Consider the following 14622-nt stretch of genomic DNA (forward strand, 5'->3'; position numbering starts at 1 on the left):
CGGTTTATTCGAACACCCGATCCCGAAAAATCTACGCGAGCATCGCACAAAGTAACTCGAACATGATCGAGACGCCGAGAAACGCCGTCCCGCCGGACGCATCGAACGGCGGGGAGACCTCGACCATGTCCGCTCCGACGATGTTCAGCCCAGCCAACTCTCGGCAGACCTGGAGCGCCTGAAACGAATTCGGGCCTCCGACCTCTGGCGTGCCCGTGCCCGGCGCGAAGGTCGGATCGACGAAATCGATGTCGTAGCTGACATAGGTTTCGCCCGTGCCTGCGATCGCGCGGGCTTCGGCCATAACGTCCGCAACGCCGCGATCATGAAACTCCTCGATCGGGATCACGCGGATGCCGACGCTCTTGGCGAAATCGCGATCCTCGGTGTCATAGGCCGTTCCGCGGATCCCGATCATGACGACACGGCGCGGATCGAGCAGCCCCTCCTCCACCGCGCGGCGAAAGGGGGTTCCATGCGTGTACATCGTTCCGCCGAAATAGGAGCGATAGAGATCGGTATGGCTGTCGAAATGCACCATGCCGAGCGGTGCATCCTTCGCGAGCGCACGCAAGATCGGCAGCGAGGTGAGGTGGTCGCCGCCGGCCGTCATCGGGCGGATGCCTGCAGCTCGCAGATCGCTGTAGAACGCCGCGATCCGCTCGAGAGAGTCCTGGATATCGGCAGGATTCGGCCCGACATCGCCAAGATCGGCGCAGCGCGCGGCTTCGAAAGGACGCAGCCCGGTTACCGGGTGCTGGGCCCGGATCATCGTCGACGCGTCGCGCAGCTGTCGCGGCCCATGCCGGGGGCCGGGCCGGTTTGTTGTGCCGCTGTCCCAGGGCACGCCGACAAGCCCGATCTGCACCTCGGAAAATCGTGGATGGCCCGGCGGTACGTGCGGCAGCCGCATGAAAGTCGGGACGCCCGCAAAACGTGGCAGCTCGAAACCGGATACCGGTTGGAAAAAAGTGTCTTCGCTCATGGGGCCTCCGGTGTGTTCGGTCGGACATGCGAGGTGACCGGACCATCGCCTTGCGCCGTAATCCGGCGAATGGCGGTATCCAGATCTTCGTAGGCAACTGCCATGTGATATGCGTTGGCGTGCAGGAGCAGGTCCGGGCCTGCAATCCAGCCAACATGCCCCTTCCAGAACAAGAGATCACCACGTCTGCGGCCGTCCGGCGCGGCGAGGCTGGCGAACACCGCCTCCTGCAGATCGCTGTCGCCGGGACAGTCGGCACCGCACGCGCGCAGCGCGATCTGCACAAGACCCGAGCAGTCGATCCCGAAGCTGGAATTCCCGCCCCAGAGATAGGGTGTTCCGACCAACGCCTCCGCGACCGCGACGGGATCGGGCGCGCGGTCTGCCAGAGGTGCGAGATGCTGGCTCGGTACGAACCCGATCGAGGTCTCGGTGAAGTTGCCCGACGTGCCTGCGGCGCACAGCATCGCGCCCATGCTGAGCGCAAGCCGTTCCGGCGACTTCATGTCGGGGCGCGGATAGACATGCGTGGCTCGCGCCGAGACACGATGCGTGGGCTCGGCCCCGTCCGACAGCGCATCGCTCCGCACATAGCCGGTATAGCCGTCCGCGCGGGATTGCAGAAAGGTCCATCCGCCCCGCTCTTCCAGGATCAAGGCTTCGGCCCCCAGAAGGAGTTGCCGGTCGCGCGGCCCGTCCGGCGCGGCGCAAAGGTCGGCCACCGGCACAGAGATACGCCGCGTCACACCTTCGACGAACCGCTCCGCCTCGACCTGGCCGGCCAGCGACGAGAGTGCGACACGCCCGTTCGCAGGGGTGAGGCGGCGATCTCGGCTCACAGGTCCAGAAGCTCCGGCAGGGCGCCCAGAATGGCGCGCGGCCCCTGCCCCAACCCGCCCTTCGACCGGCCCGGCGCCGCCGAAGGCTGCCATCCGAAGATGTCGAAATGCGCGTAGCGCGGCGTGTCGGTCACGAAGCGTCGCAGGAACAGCGCCGCCGTGATCGCCCCGGCGAAGCCGCCAGAGGGGGCGTTGTCGAGATCGGCAATGCCGGGCTCGATCATTGTCTCGTAGGGCTCATGGAACGGCATCTGCCATACGGGGTCCGCGGCCGGGCCAGCTGCCCGTCCCAGCGCGTCGGCGATGCCCGGTTCGGTCGCGAAGAACGGCGCAAGATCCGGGCCTGCCGCGACCCGTGCCGCACCGGTCAGTGTCGCCATCGAAATCATCAGGTCGGGTCGCTCCTCGTCGGCCAGCGCAAGCGCATCGGCCAGTACGAGCCGGCCCTCGGCATCGGTATTGTTGATCTCCACGGTCAGCCCCTTGCGCGATGTCAGGATGTCCTGCGGCCGGAAGCTTTCGGACGAGACGGAATTCTCGACGGCCGGGATCAGAACCCGCAACCGCACCTTGAGGCCAAGCGCCATGATCGCCTGCGCGAGGCCGAGCACGTTCGCCGCCCCGCCCATGTCCTTCTTCATCAAACCCATCGAGCTTCCGGGCTTGAGGTTGAGCCCGCCGGTATCGAAACAGACGCCCTTGCCGACGAGCGTGAGCGTCGGTCCCGTCTCGCCCCAGCGCAGATCGAGAAGGCGGGGCGCTTGAGCGGCGGCACGGCCGACGGCGTGGATCATTGGAAAGTTCTTCTCCAGCAGAGCCTCGCCGGTCGTGGCATCCAAGCTCGCACCGAATTTTTCCGCCAGCCTGCGCGTCGCCGCCTCCAGCGCCTCGGGCCCCATATCGGCCGCGGGCGTGTTGATGAGATCGCGGGTCAGCGCTTCGGCCTCGGCAAGTGTCTCGACCCGCGCGGCATCCACACCATCCGGCGCGCAAAGAGCGCCCACCTTTGGAGACTGATCGCGATAGCGAGAAAAGCCGTAGCCCGCGAGGAGCCAGCCCAGCGCCTCGATCTCGGCTCGATCCTCAGGCAGTCCTGAAGCCACGCGCAAGGTCAGGCCCGCAAAACGCGGCGCAACACTTGCCAGCACGAATCGCTGCCTGCGGCGTGTTCCCGGCGTTCCGAAGCCCGCAAGCGCGGCCATGGGCCGACCATCCGCAGCCGGCACGAGAAGGCTGTCCCCGATAGCGCCGTCGAAGCCGCTGGCGTCGATCCAGGCGCGGACATGGTCGGGATATGCTTCTGCCCAGGCGTAGGCGCCGCCTTGTTCGATGATGTGCAGATCCAGCGCCTCGGCGCTGTCGGGTGCAAAACGGAGCGGCATCAGATCCTCTATCTGTCAGAATATCGCCCGAGCCTACCTGTTGCCACATCGGCAGCAAGGCCGTTCTGACGATCAGGCGTCTGCAGCCTCGCCCGTCCAGAGCGCGTAGAGAGACGTCTCCCCGAGACGCATGAGGCGGGCGATGGTCGCGGCAGTCGCGGCAACATCGCCGCGCGACAGGCAGATGCGACAATCCCAGGCGCATCGCGCCAATACGGTCATCCCGAGGGCGATCGCGAGTCGTTTCACTTTGACCAAGGCCGCCACGCAGGCGTGTGCATCGTTTGATCGCCAGCCCGCCTCGGCAAGGGCGAGTTCCCGAGCCAGCGCCTCCATCGCTCGACACAAGGCTTCTTCGACATGGGCCGGCTCGCACGCCGAACAGAACCGCGAGAGCACGTCGAAATCGAGGCGCACCTCTTCCTCATCCGCGAAAACCAGAACGGACATCATTCCGCCACCTCCCTGGACACCACCATTCACCCGACGGGCAGTTTGCCCAGGCTCCCTTCCTGAAAGGTTCACGCTGCCCAGCTTTTCCCCTCGAATTTCAGGAAAATGGCGACTATCGACGGAGAAGCGATCAAGGACGGAGCCCATCATGAACCACGCGCGCCCGCTTCCCGGCTACCTGGTGACCCGGTATCACGGCTGGAAAGCCACGACCTATGCCGAGAACAGCGCATGGTATCGCCGCCTTGCGAGCGAAGGCCAGCGCCCGCGGGCAATGGTCATTTCCTGCTGCGACAGCCGGGTGCATGTCACTTCGATCTTCGGCGCTGACCAGGGCGAGTTCTTCATCCACCGCAACATCGCGAACCTCGTTCCCCCCTATGAGCCGGACGGCAACCAGCACGGCACCTCGGCAGCGGTCGAATACGCGGTGACCGCGCTCAAGGTCTCGCACCTGATCGTGCTGGGCCATTCGAGCTGCGGCGGAGTGAAGGGATGCTACGACATGTGCTCGGGCAAAGCCCCGGCGCTCGAGGAAAAATCGAGCTTCGTCGGACGCTGGATGGACCTGCTGCGCCCCGGTTTCGACAGGGTCAGCGAGCGCGGCCTCAGCGAGGAGGCAGCGACAAGCGCCCTTGAGAAAGAGGCGGTTCTCGTCAGCCTCGAGAACCTGATGACCTTCCCCTTTGTTCGCGAGGCGGTCGAAAGCGAAGAGCTGTCGCTGCACGGCCTCTGGACCGATATCGGCGAGGGTGGGCTCCAGTATTTCGATCCCGGCACACGGGAATTCGGGCCCGTCTGAGCGTCAGGCGAGCCAGCCCTTCCGGCCGCCTTGCGCCAGTTTGAGCTGCGGCCGCCCGAGGCGGGCCGCCAGTTCGCTCAACGGATGGCCGAGATCGCGCCCGGTGCAGAGCGGCCCGGCGAAATCGCGCGAGATGACGACGAGCCGTCCATCTCGAAACTCGAGCGCGTAGCCGCGTGCATCCAGCGTCGAACAAAGCTCGGGCCAGCTCTGTGCCCGCGCGAAGATCGGTCCGAGAAATCCGCGGACGAGCGCCGCCGTCTCGCAATCGAGCCTGCCCGGTATCGAGGTATCCGTATCGGGTGTCTGAAAAGAAGCCTGCATGGGTTTGTCCCGCATTTTCCTGCCTGTAACAGGAGCATGACAGACAATGCGCGGCACAATAGGGCCGAACCGGACCATTTTCGCGGCCTGTGTCCGTTTGGTTACGATGTGTTAACTCTGCGCGTATCAGATAGCGGCATGAGACCGGTGCAGATCAGGATGAGCGGGGCGATGCAGGAGGCGGCGGAACGCGCGGCCCATGCGTCCGATATCACGATGGGCGAATACGTGCGGCGCCTCGTCGACGCCGATCTGAGACGTCGTTTCGCCCCCGCGCAAACGCCCAACCGGGCGGAAGAGCAGCTCCCCCGCCCTTTGCGGGTCCGCCTCGCACATGACTTCGCCTGCGCCGCCTCGTGGCCCGACCTCAATGCCCGCCTTGCCGCCAAGGGGTATGCCTTGCGCGAAGCAGGCGGCGGGCTCGCGCTGCACGCTCATCCCGAGGGCACGCGCCTTTGCAAAGCGTCCGAGCTTGGGCACAGCTACGGCGCGCTCATGCGCCGTTACGGTGCGCCGTTTCCAGGCCATGCCCACCGGCATCTCGTCGACCGCTGGCTGAAAACGACATCGCCGCCACCGGGCTGTCCCGATGACGGCGACGACGATGATTTCGACTTGATCGAAGAGCTTTAGACCTTCTTCAACACCCGGTTGCCCAGCGTCTCGGCGATCTGCACAGCGTTGAGCGCCGCGCCCTTTCGCAGGTTGTCGGAGACGCACCAGAAGTTCAGACCGTTCTCAATGGTCGAATCCTGACGGATCCGGCTGATGAAGGTGGCGAAGTCACCGACGCATTCGACCGGCGTGACGTAGCCGCCGTCTTCGCGCTTGTCGACGACCATGATCCCCGGAGCTTCGCGCAGGATGTCGCGGGCCTCGTCCTCGTCGAGAAACTCCTCGGTCTCGATGTTGATCGCTTCGGCGTGGCCCACGAAGACCGGAACACGCACGCAGGTCGCGGTGACCTTGATCGAGCTGTCCACGATCTTCTTGGTCTCGGCGACCATCTTCCATTCTTCCTTCGTCGAGCCGTCCTCGAGGAAGACGTCGATATGCGGGATTACGTTGAAGGCGATCTGCTTGGGGTAAACCTTCGGCGCGACCTCGTCGGTCGGGTTGTAGACCGCCTTGGTCTGGTCCCAGAGCTCGTCCATGCCGTCTTTGCCGGAGCCCGACACCGACTGGTAGGTCGAGACGACCACGCGTTTGATCTTCGCGCGGTCATGCAGCGGCTTCAGCGCCACGACCATCTGCGCGGTCGAACAGTTCGGGTTAGCGATGATGTTCTTCTTGGAATAGCCCTCGACTGCTTCGGGGTTCACTTCCGGAACGACGAGTGGCACGTCCGGGTCGTAGCGATAGAGCGACGAGTTGTCGATCACGATGCAGCCCGCCTTTGCGGCGACCGGCGCGTATTTCTTCGTCGCGTCCGAACCGATAGCGAAAAGCGCGATATCCCATCCGGTGAAATCGAACGCGTCGAGATCCTGAGTCTTCAGCGTCTTGTCACCGAAAGACACCTCGGTGCCGAGCGAGCGGCGCGACGCGAGCGCGGCGATCTCGTCGACCGGGAAGGCACGCTCCTCGAGGATGTTCAGCATTTCGCGGCCCACGTTGCCCGTGGCGCCCACGACGACGACCTTGTAGCCCATGTCAAACTCCTTGCTTTGGCTCCGGCGGCGTCTGCCCCGGCGCTGGCTTGACGCGCTACCTAATGCAGCCCGATGCAGACGGAAAGGGGCTTAGCGGTCCGGAATGCGATCTCGCGCGGGCTCCACGGGCCATTTCGCGATCTCCTCGAGGGCCTCGTCGGCGGTCTCCACGAAGCGGAAAAGCTCCAGATCCTTGGCCCCGATCGTGCCTGCATCGGCCAGCACTTCCCAGTTCACGATGCTGCGCCAGAACGCTTCGCCGAAAAGCAGGACCGGCACGCGGTTCATGCGTCCCGTCTGAATCAGCGTCAGCGCCTCGAAAAGCTCGTCGAGCGTTCCGAAGCCGCCCGGAAAGACGCAGATCGCCCGCGCCCGCATCAGGAAATGCATCTTGCGGATCGCGAAGTAGTGGAAGTTGAAGGCGAGCTCGGGCGTGACGTATTCGTTCGGCGCCTGCTCGTGCGGCAGAACGATGTTGAGGCCGATGGAGCGCCCGCCGGCCTCTTCCGCGCCCCGGTTGCCCGCTTCCATCACGCCAGGGCCCCCACCCGTGACGATCACGTCGGAGCCGCCGTATTCCTTCAGCGAATACTCCGTCAGAACTCGCGCGAATTTCCGCGCCTCATCGTAATACTGCGACAGGTCCGCCAGCGTCTTCGTGCGCGCCTTGTCTTTTTTCTCGGGCTCCGGGATGCGCGCCCCGCCGAAAAGAACGACCGTGGTCTCGATCCCGGCCTCGTCCAGCATCAGCTCGGGCTTGAGCAGCTCCAGCTGCAGACGCACCGGGCGCAGCTCCGAACGCAGCAGGAACTCGTCGTCATTGAAGGCAAGCCGATAGGACGGCGAGCGCGTTTGCGGCGTGTCGGGCACCTCGCTCGCGGTCTTGCGGTCGCGTCCGGCATCGCGAAACGGGGTCTTGCGCTGGTCCTTCATGGAGCCTCTCTCGATCATCACGCCCGTGACCTAGCCCGCTTTCGCCGAAGCTGCCAGCGGATGCGAAACAGGGGTGCTTTTCCGCTGCGGAAAGGCAGGCTAAGAGGGCTGCCGACAGACCGGATCAATCGAAGGGACCAGCGCCATGGATATCGCGAAGCTCGAAACCGCTATCGAGTCCGCGTGGGAGGACCGCGCCAATATCACCCCCGCCACCGGCGGCGAGACCCGCGAGGCCATCGAGGATACGCTGAACGCGCTCGATTCGGGCGAGCTGCGTGTCGCAGAGCGGCAGGACAACGGCGATTGGCACGTGAACCAATGGGCCAAGAAAGCGGTCCTTCTGGGCTTCCGTATCAAGGATATGGAAATTCATCCCGGTGGCCCGCAAGGCGGCGGCTGGTGGGACAAAGTCGACAGCAAGTTCAAAGGCTGGGGTGACAACCAGTGGCGCGCCGCGGGCTTTCGCGCGGTACCGAACGCGGTCGTTCGCAAATCGGCCTATATCGCGCCCGGCGTCGTCCTGATGCCGTCCTTCGTCAACCTTGGCGCTTATGTCGATGAAGGCACGATGGTCGATACCTGGGCTACGGTCGGCTCCTGCGCGCAGATCGGCAAGAACGTGCATCTCTCGGGCGGCGTCGGCATTGGCGGCGTTCTGGAGCCGATGCAGGCCGGCCCCACGATCATCGAAGACAATTGCTTCATCGGCGCACGCTCCGAGGTGGTGGAAGGCTGCATCATCCGCGAGGGCGCGGTCCTCGGCATGGGCGTCTATATCGGCAAGTCCACCAAGATCGTCGATCGCGAGACCGGCGAGGTCTTCATGGGCGAGGTGCCGCCCTATTCGGTCGTCGTCTCGGGCTCCATGCCCACGAAGAACAACCTCAACCTCTATTGCGCCGTGATCGTGAAGCGCGTGGACGAGCAGACGCGCTCGAAAGTCGGGATCAACGAGCTTTTGCGCGACTGATCTTCACGCGCCAGTGAAACCAAAACAGGGCTCTGTCGTTAGGGATTGAACGACAGGGCCCTTTTTCATGATTTCCGATCTTCCGAGTACGCTTTTATTCGCCGTTTTCGCCGTAGCGGCGACGGCTGTCGTGCTCGCCTCGATCCGCGCAACACGGCTTGCGGACATCATCGCCGACCGCACGCAGATCGGCGAGGCGATGGCCGGCGGCCTCATTCTTGGCGCGGCGACATCGCTTGCGGGCGTCGTGGTTTCGGTCAACGCGGCCTGGTCGGGCGACGGATCCTACGCCTTCTCGAACGCCGTGGGCGGGATCGCGGCGCAAACGCTATTCCTCGCGATTGCCGATCTTCTGCACAAGCGCGCCAATCTCGAACATGCCGCGGCCGAGCCCGCGAACCTCTTCCAGGCGGTGATGCTGATCATCCTTCTGAGCATGCCGCTGCTTGCGATCTCCGGACCGGAGATGGCCTATTTCGGCGTCCACCCGATCTCGATCGCCCTGTTCCTCGCCTACCTCTTCGGTGTGCGGCTGTCCTCGATCGTCAGGGAAGACCCGATGTGGCGGCCCGTTCGAACGTCGGATACGCGCAAGGACGAACCCGAGGACAGCGAAGAGCCGCAGAAATCCGTCAAGAAGCCCGCGATGAGCTTCATCGGCCTCGTCGCGATCATGGGGGCCGGCGGCTGGGTCATCAGCCAGACGGGTTCTGTCTTCATCGAGCGTTTCTCTCTGTCGTCGAGCCTCGTAGGCGCACTCATCACCGCCGTGGTGACATCGCTGCCCGAATTCGTCACGACGCTCGTCGCCGTACGCCGGGGCGCACTTCAGCTCGCGGTGGGCGGCATCATCGGCGGGAACACGTTCGACACGCTTTTCCTCGTGGCGGCCGACGTCGCCTACCGAGACGGATCGCTCTATCACGCGACTCAGGCCAACGACATCTACTGGCTCGGCACCGGGCTTCTGATGACGGCGGTTCTTCTGGGCGGGCTCATCCTGCGCCAGCGCGAGGGCCCGGGCCGCATCGGGATCGAGAGCGTTCTGTTGATGGGCATCTATCTCACCGCGCTTGTGACAGAGATTTTCGGACGCGGAACCCCGAGCGCAAGCTGACATTTCCCCTTCAGGCAGCAAAACAGGAGACTGACTTATGACAGGACTAGGCTGGTTCGCAGCGATCATCGTCGGCGCCATCGCCGGCTGGATCGCCGAGAAGATCATGAAGGCCAATCATGGCCTTCTCACCAATATCATCCTCGGCATCATCGGGGCCGTGGTGGGCAACTGGATCCTGATGACGCTCCTGGGCAGCACGCTCGGCGGCTGGATCGGGCAGCTGGTTGTCGGCGCAGCCGGGGCGTGCCTGCTCATCGCGGTCTGGCGCGCGGTCAAGCGATAAGGCCGCCGCGATCCCTGCGGCGGCTTGACAAAGATCCCGCGCCGCCACAGGGATCGCCCCCATGACAAAGCCTGGCGCCAAGAAACAGAAGGTCTACACCTTGGTGGTGGAGGTCGGTCGCAAGACCGGCGACGGGCTACCCGAGGGTGCCACTGGGGCAGCGCTCATGTGCTATGCCTCGGGGATCGACGAGGCCGAAGCGGTCCGCGAAACAGTGGCGATTCTCAAACAGGCCGACATGGCGCCGCTGGACGTCACGGGCTACGGCACCGAAGAAGAGCGGCGCGAGGCCGGTCACGACATCGAAGAGGACGAGGCCGAACTGATGGCCCGCGCTCTCGAGGAAAACTCCGTCATCGTCTCACAGGTTACGCCGTTCTTCGACAAGCCGACACACTAGGCTGCGCGCGTCTGCGCCAATGTCGCCGCTTCGAAAGGTCCTAGCGTCTGGTACCCCGCGCGCACATGCTCGGGCAGCTGCGCCGGATCGTGATCGCACAAAAGGCTTGCGGAAAGCGCTGTGCGGTCACGCCGAAGCCGTCCCAGATAAAGGCTCTCGAGCCCCGCCCCCGAGACGATCAGCGCGTCGTGCCGCGGCACCACGAATTGCAGATAAGTCACGAAATCCCGCGTCTCGCTAACCGTCCCGGTGAAGCCATGCGCCAACGCATCGGCAGGGATCAGGACGGTCTCGCGTCCGAAGATGTATTCGACATCCGGCCCACCGATGACGAGGCGCTGCCCGGGCGCTACGCGAATATCACGCGTAAGACCGAGATACGGCGCACGGAGCGTCACGGGCCGGAATGAGCCAATCGCGGGGACGTGTCTGCGCACAACCGCCAATATGCGCTGCGGCCCGTGGTTCACCGTGCGGACCACGTCACCGCTCCGAAGTGCCCCGGCCCGGACCGGGCCGCGCGGCGTCTCGACCGGCATCGACTCGGTGATCGACGGCATCGGGCCCACGGGCTCGATTTGATCCGAGACCGCACAAAAGATCACATCTGGGTCGCAATCGCAGAGTTCCGGGCGATGGATGATCGTGTAGAGGTCTTCGGCCATCAGCGGAGGCGGTGCGGGCGTGTCGATCATACGCACGCTGCCGGTTTCGGGCCGCTCCACAGCGAGCCGGCCCCATCGCTCCGGCGCATCCCAGGAGTAAGTGAGGCGCAAGGTCTCGGTCCGGGCGCTGTTCTCGGGCGGGATCACCGCGTGAAAAAGCTGCTCCCCTTGTGCCAGGATCACCACGACGCCGCCGCCCGGCACCGCTTGGAAGGCGATCCGCCCCGTCCAGGGATGACGGCGCTCATAGCCCAGCAGCGTTTGCGGCCGCTCGTCGGCACCGATCCGCGTCTCGATGACGATGGAGCCGCGGGTCTGCAATTGCGTGGTCGTTCCGTCGGCCCCGCCGAACGTGTCCGGGCAGGTCCAGGCCGTCTCCGGTCCGCGCACGGCGATCCAGCTCATGCAGCGACCCCCGTCAAGGCGCGCGCCTCGCTGCCTGTCAGAATTCGTCGCGCCGCCGGCCCGTAGCCCTCTCCCGTTTCCGGATCGAGCTCGGGGAAGAGCGTACAGATCTCGGCAAGGACCTCGCGTTCGAAAAGCGAGGCGATCATCGGTCCGGGCAGGAAGCTTTCGGACGGCAACCCGTTCGAGAAGACGATTTCGTGCGCATCGAAGAGAAGATGGACATAGGTCACCTCGCCACCTTCAATCCGACGCACATACTGGCCGTCCAAGAGATACTTCGCGGCAATGAGTACTTCATTCTCGCCGAACATCAGCGCCGCACGGCCATCGCGCACGAGGATGCGGTGCATTGGCGAGACCTGAAGCCGCATATGCGGGCCGAACGTGTTCGCGGCGATCTCGATCGGGGCCATATCGCCCTCGGCGGCGATGGTCCGCGTTCCGATCCATCGCAGGGGCTGGAGACCGTGATCCTTGGTCCGTATCAAATCGCCCGGCTTGAGGCTCTCGACGAGGCGCGGGCCGTGCGAGGTGTCGATGACGCTGCCAGCGACAAAGCAGGGTACGGAGGCGAGCGTCACGAAGCCCGTGCTCGTCCCGCCGGTCGCATCCTGCACCGTATAGGTGAAGTTGACCGTCTCTTCGTCCGCATCGGCCGTGGCGGTCAGAGTACCGTCGGCGTTGAGCGTGATCACCTGCCCTGTCGTAAGCGTGACGCTGTCCCCGACGGAGACGGCGATCCCGTTGATATGGGTGATCGTGATCGCGCCGGTGCCGATATCGTTGGAGGTCACATCGAAGGTCGCGTTCTCGTTCGGCGCGACCTGGGCGCTGTCGGCCATCGCGACGATCGCGGTGGTGCCAGACCCGGCCGCGATCATGACACTCGAGTCGTAGTTGGAATCGTTCACGTCGGCGATGCCGATGCGGATGGAGTTCACCTCGCCGGCATTGACCGGGATCGTGACCGACATCGTGACGGTGAACCCGTCCATCTCCGTGTTGTAATCGTCTCCGGTATTGTCGACGTAGAGGTTGGCATTCGATTGCGCATTGAGGTTGTTCGGATCGACATCTCCATCCCCGATGGACAGAGGCACAAGCTCGCCATTGATCCAGATGCCGACGAAATCCTGGTAGATACCTGTCTGATATTCGGGAAATTCCTCGGACAGGAAGACGAACTGGAAGGTGAGGACATCTCCTTGCGGGATGATGTCCACGTCGAGATAGGAAGCGTCGTAGGTATAGGCGCCCGCCGCGGCGTTGAAGTCCGGGTTGCCGTTCTGGCCCCAGGTATTCGTGGAGGTCGAAGAGGATCGGTTCGGATCGCCATTGCTTTGGGTGATGTCGTCCGCATCGCCGGTCGACAGGATCACACCGGTATTGCCTGGCGCAACGCCCGGCATGACGCTGTCGCCGTTGGTGTAGATGCCTGAACTGTCGCGGTCGCCCGAATAGCTTGCCGAGACGACCTGAACGTCGTCGGCAAAGATCGTCTCCGCCATTTGAAACGCCGAGGCGCGCTCGTCGATCGGTAGCTCGCGTCCGGTTGCCATGTCTGCCTCACACCGGCCCGATGGCGAAACCGCACTCGACACGTCGTCTCAGGCAGCCCGATATATCGGACGCCGCCTTGGCGTGTTCTGATGATGAGCGCTGCCCTGCCTCGGACATTTGTTTTTATGCAAGAACGCTAACGCGAAAATGCGCCTCTGTCTCAGGGCCTTGCCGGACGCGCGCGAAACACGCCGCGGAAATGAGGCATTCAAGACACATTTGCATCGACTGCGGCGCTGGACTAGCCAGCATGAAGCGATTTTCCGGAGCCTTTCCATGCCCACAGATCCCGTGCGCCTGACTGCCGAACTCATCCGCTGCCCCTCGGTCACGCCCGAGGATGGCGGCGCAATGGCAATTCTGACGGCGGAGTTGGAGGCAGCGGGCTTCACCTGCTGGCGCGCGGATCGGGGCGGCGTGTCCAACCTCTTCGCCCGTTGGGGCGATAAGGCGCACGCGAAGAGCTTCGGCTTCAACGGACATACGGACGTCGTGCCCGTGGGCAACCGAGGCGACTGGACGGCCGATCCCTTCGGCGCGGAGGAGCGGGACGGCCAGCTCTGGGGGCGGGGCGCGACCGATATGAAATCGGCCGTCGCGGCCTTCGTTGCCGCCGCGATCGACCATGTCCGCGAGACACCGCCGGACGGTGCTATCATCCTGGCGATCACCGGCGACGAGGAAGGGCCATCCATCGACGGCACGCGCGCCCTGCTCGACTGGATGTCCGAGAATGGCGAGGCAATGTCCGTCTGTCTCGTCGGAGAGCCGACCTGCCCCGACGAGATGGGCGAGATGATGAAGATCGGCCGCCGCGGCTCACTCTCGGCCTGGGTTACGGTCACCGGCGTTCAGGGGCACGCCGCTTATCCGCATCGCGCCAAGAACCCCTGCCACGCGCTGGCGCGGCTGATGGATCGGCTGGCAAGCCATCAGCTCGACCAGGGCACGGACCATTTCGACGCCTCGGCACTGCAGGTCGTGAGCCTCGATGTGGGCAATCCCGCGACCAACGTGATCCCCGCCGAGGCGCGCGGGCTTCTCAATATCCGCTTCAACGATTGCCATGACGGCGCGTCCCTGTCGAAGTGGTTGCGGCAAGAAGCGGCGGAGGTCGATGCGGCGTTCGGCACCGAAACGACGCTTGAGATCAAGGTCTCGGGCGAGGCCTTCCTCACGCCGCCCGGCCCGCTGTCGGATCTGGTCGCACGCGCCGTCGAGGCGGAATGCGGACGCAAACCCGAACTGTCGACGACCGGCGGCACCTCCGATGCGCGCTTCATCAAGGATCACTGCCCGGTCGTGGAATTCGGGCTCGTCGGCAAGACCATGCACCAGGTCGACGAACGCGTTCCGCTCGACCAGATCACGCAGCTGAAAGCGATCTACCGCCGTATCCTGACGGAGTATTTCGCATGAGCGTTACCATTCGCCAGACCGAGGATTTCGCACCGATCCGCGCGCTTCGGATGGCTGTTTTCGTGGAGGAGCAGGGCTTCACGGTAGAGTCCGAGTTCGACGATCTCGACGCCACATCGCTACATCTCCTGGCGACCGAGGCAGGTGAACCCATCGGCTGCGCCCGCCTTTTCACCGTGGAAGGCGAAGGGCGGATCGGGCGCATCTGCGTGGCCCGCGAGGCGCGCGGCAAGGGCATTGGCGCAGCGCTCGTCGAGGCTGGAGTCGCGCATTTTCGCGCTGACGGTCTGAACCGCGCGGCGCTCTCGGCGCAGGTTCAGGCGCAGACGTTCTACAGCGGCCTCGGCTTTGCCCCGGAGGGACCAATTTATGACGATGAAGGCGTGCCGCACCAGATGATGGCACGCGCGATCTGATCCGCGCG

17 protein-coding genes are annotated in these 14622 nt (G+C 64.5%); 8 read left to right on the forward strand and 9 right to left on the reverse strand.

Annotated elements, in window-relative coordinates; all coding sequences use genetic code 11:
* Window positions 1-31 precede the first annotated feature (31 nt).
* The 4 genes from speB to FIU91_RS17515 form a co-directional block, all read right to left on the reverse strand.
* Window positions 32-985, reverse strand: a complete 954-nt coding sequence (speB, locus tag FIU91_RS17500; protein WP_152463445.1) for an agmatinase — start codon at window positions 983-985, stop codon at window positions 32-34.
* On the reverse strand, window positions 982-1824 hold the full coding sequence (locus FIU91_RS17505) for a C40 family peptidase (RefSeq protein WP_254701996.1): 843 nt from the start codon (window positions 1822-1824) through the stop codon (window positions 982-984). Before FIU91_RS17505 ends, speB begins: the two co-directional genes overlap by 4 nt.
* A complete protein-coding gene (locus FIU91_RS17510) occupies window positions 1821-3206 on the reverse strand; it encodes a M17 family metallopeptidase (RefSeq protein ID WP_152463446.1) in 1386 nt (461 codons plus the stop codon). Before FIU91_RS17510 ends, FIU91_RS17505 begins: the two co-directional genes overlap by 4 nt.
* Window positions 3207-3278: 72 nt before the next feature.
* On the reverse strand, window positions 3279-3659 hold the full coding sequence (locus tag FIU91_RS17515) for a hypothetical protein (protein ID WP_152463447.1): 381 nt from the start codon (window positions 3657-3659) through the stop codon (window positions 3279-3281).
* 148 nt (window positions 3660-3807) lie between these two features.
* Here FIU91_RS17515 and FIU91_RS17520 point away from each other — a divergent pair, with 148 nt between their 5' ends.
* The gene (locus FIU91_RS17520; RefSeq protein WP_093009005.1) at window positions 3808-4461 is read left to right on the forward strand and encodes a carbonic anhydrase; all 654 of its coding nucleotides are present in this window, start codon (window positions 3808-3810) and stop codon (window positions 4459-4461) included.
* Between the two features lie 3 nt (window positions 4462-4464).
* Here the strand turns inward: FIU91_RS17520 and FIU91_RS17525 are convergent, their stop codons facing one another.
* A complete protein-coding gene (locus tag FIU91_RS17525) occupies window positions 4465-4785 on the reverse strand; it encodes a hypothetical protein (protein WP_093009006.1) in 321 nt (106 codons plus the stop codon).
* Window positions 4786-4923: 138 nt separating this feature from the next.
* On the opposite strand from FIU91_RS17525, the gene FIU91_RS17530 reads away from it, so the two are divergent.
* On the forward strand, window positions 4924-5418 hold the full coding sequence (locus tag FIU91_RS17530) for a hypothetical protein (RefSeq protein ID WP_152463448.1): 495 nt from the start codon (window positions 4924-4926) through the stop codon (window positions 5416-5418).
* On the opposite strand, the gene FIU91_RS17535 is transcribed toward FIU91_RS17530, so the two are convergent.
* Window positions 5415-6437: an aspartate-semialdehyde dehydrogenase gene (locus tag FIU91_RS17535; protein WP_152463449.1), complete on the reverse strand. Its 1023-nt coding sequence runs from the start codon at window positions 6435-6437 to the stop codon at window positions 5415-5417. The two genes, FIU91_RS17530 and FIU91_RS17535, sit on opposite strands and share 4 nt — an antisense overlap.
* Before the next feature lie 90 nt (window positions 6438-6527).
* On the reverse strand, window positions 6528-7370 hold the full coding sequence (locus FIU91_RS17540; protein ID WP_152463450.1) for a TIGR00730 family Rossman fold protein: 843 nt from the start codon (window positions 7368-7370) through the stop codon (window positions 6528-6530).
* A 145-nt stretch (window positions 7371-7515) separates the two neighbouring features.
* Here FIU91_RS17540 and dapD point away from each other — a divergent pair, with 145 nt between their 5' ends.
* The 4 genes from dapD to FIU91_RS17560 all read left to right on the forward strand — a co-directional run bounded on the left by dapD (window position 7516) and on the right by FIU91_RS17560 (window position 10146).
* Window positions 7516-8343 carry a 2,3,4,5-tetrahydropyridine-2,6-dicarboxylate N-succinyltransferase gene (dapD, locus tag FIU91_RS17545; protein ID WP_152463451.1) on the forward strand — a complete coding sequence of 276 codons (828 nt, stop codon included), beginning with the start codon at window positions 7516-7518 and terminating at the stop codon, window positions 8341-8343.
* A gap of 67 nt (window positions 8344-8410) precedes the next feature.
* Window positions 8411-9460 (forward strand): sodium:calcium antiporter, encoded by a 1050-nt coding sequence (locus FIU91_RS17550; RefSeq protein WP_093009010.1) that lies wholly within the window; start codon window positions 8411-8413, stop codon window positions 9458-9460.
* 37 nt (window positions 9461-9497) lie between these two features.
* Complete coding sequence (locus tag FIU91_RS17555; protein ID WP_093009011.1) at window positions 9498-9746, forward strand: GlsB/YeaQ/YmgE family stress response membrane protein; 249 nt, start codon at window positions 9498-9500, stop codon at window positions 9744-9746.
* Window positions 9747-9807: 61 nt separating this feature from the next.
* Window positions 9808-10146: a hypothetical protein gene (locus FIU91_RS17560; RefSeq protein WP_093009012.1), complete on the forward strand. Its 339-nt coding sequence runs from the start codon at window positions 9808-9810 to the stop codon at window positions 10144-10146.
* Here FIU91_RS17560 and FIU91_RS17565 read toward each other — a convergent pair.
* A complete protein-coding gene (locus tag FIU91_RS17565) occupies window positions 10143-11216 on the reverse strand; it encodes a Hint domain-containing protein (RefSeq protein ID WP_152463452.1) in 1074 nt (357 codons plus the stop codon). The two genes, FIU91_RS17560 and FIU91_RS17565, sit on opposite strands and share 4 nt — an antisense overlap.
* Window positions 11213-12778 (reverse strand): Hint domain-containing protein, encoded by a 1566-nt coding sequence (locus tag FIU91_RS17570; protein ID WP_152463453.1) that lies wholly within the window; start codon window positions 12776-12778, stop codon window positions 11213-11215. Before FIU91_RS17570 ends, FIU91_RS17565 begins: the two co-directional genes overlap by 4 nt.
* Before the next feature lie 277 nt (window positions 12779-13055).
* Here FIU91_RS17570 and dapE point away from each other — a divergent pair, with 277 nt between their 5' ends.
* Together dapE and FIU91_RS17580 are read left to right on the forward strand one after the other, a co-directional pair.
* Window positions 13056-14198: a succinyl-diaminopimelate desuccinylase gene (gene dapE, locus FIU91_RS17575; protein ID WP_152463454.1), complete on the forward strand. Its 1143-nt coding sequence runs from the start codon at window positions 13056-13058 to the stop codon at window positions 14196-14198.
* Window positions 14195-14614, forward strand: coding sequence for a GNAT family N-acetyltransferase (locus FIU91_RS17580; protein ID WP_152463455.1), 420 nt, complete (start codon window positions 14195-14197; stop codon window positions 14612-14614). The genes dapE and FIU91_RS17580 overlap by 4 nt, the downstream gene beginning before the upstream one ends.
* Window positions 14615-14622 lie beyond the last annotated feature (8 nt).

Source organism: Roseivivax sp. THAF30 (assembly GCF_009363575.1).
Classification (GTDB): domain Bacteria; phylum Pseudomonadota; class Alphaproteobacteria; order Rhodobacterales; family Rhodobacteraceae; genus Roseivivax; species Roseivivax halotolerans.

Bases quoted from the DNA above. Each gene is read 5' to 3' on its own strand.
- FIU91_RS17510 (WP_152463446.1), bottom strand. From the start codon at position 3,206: ATGCCGCTCCGTTTTGCACCCGACAGCGCCGAGGCGCTGGATCTGCAC.
- dapE (WP_152463454.1), top strand. From the start codon at position 13,056: ATGCCCACAGATCCCGTGCGCCTGACTGCCGAACTCATCCGCTGCCCC.
- FIU91_RS17560 (WP_093009012.1), top strand. From the start codon at position 9,808: ATGACAAAGCCTGGCGCCAAGAAACAGAAGGTCTACACCTTGGTGGTG.
- FIU91_RS17565 (WP_152463452.1), bottom strand. From the start codon at position 11,216: ATGAGCTGGATCGCCGTGCGCGGACCGGAGACGGCCTGGACCTGCCCG.
- FIU91_RS17555 (WP_093009011.1), top strand. From the start codon at position 9,498: ATGACAGGACTAGGCTGGTTCGCAGCGATCATCGTCGGCGCCATCGCC.
- speB (WP_152463445.1), bottom strand. From the start codon at position 985: ATGAGCGAAGACACTTTTTTCCAACCGGTATCCGGTTTCGAGCTGCCA.
- dapD (WP_152463451.1), top strand. From the start codon at position 7,516: ATGGATATCGCGAAGCTCGAAACCGCTATCGAGTCCGCGTGGGAGGAC.
- FIU91_RS17525 (WP_093009006.1), bottom strand. From the start codon at position 4,785: ATGCAGGCTTCTTTTCAGACACCCGATACGGATACCTCGATACCGGGC.
- FIU91_RS17530 (WP_152463448.1), top strand. From the start codon at position 4,924: ATGAGACCGGTGCAGATCAGGATGAGCGGGGCGATGCAGGAGGCGGCG.
- FIU91_RS17515 (WP_152463447.1), bottom strand. From the start codon at position 3,659: ATGATGTCCGTTCTGGTTTTCGCGGATGAGGAAGAGGTGCGCCTCGAT.
- FIU91_RS17520 (WP_093009005.1), top strand. From the start codon at position 3,808: ATGAACCACGCGCGCCCGCTTCCCGGCTACCTGGTGACCCGGTATCAC.
- FIU91_RS17580 (WP_152463455.1), top strand. From the start codon at position 14,195: ATGAGCGTTACCATTCGCCAGACCGAGGATTTCGCACCGATCCGCGCG.
- FIU91_RS17540 (WP_152463450.1), bottom strand. From the start codon at position 7,370: ATGAAGGACCAGCGCAAGACCCCGTTTCGCGATGCCGGACGCGACCGC.
- FIU91_RS17570 (WP_152463453.1), bottom strand. From the start codon at position 12,778: ATGGCAACCGGACGCGAGCTACCGATCGACGAGCGCGCCTCGGCGTTT.
- FIU91_RS17550 (WP_093009010.1), top strand. From the start codon at position 8,411: ATGATTTCCGATCTTCCGAGTACGCTTTTATTCGCCGTTTTCGCCGTA.
- FIU91_RS17535 (WP_152463449.1), bottom strand. From the start codon at position 6,437: ATGGGCTACAAGGTCGTCGTCGTGGGCGCCACGGGCAACGTGGGCCGC.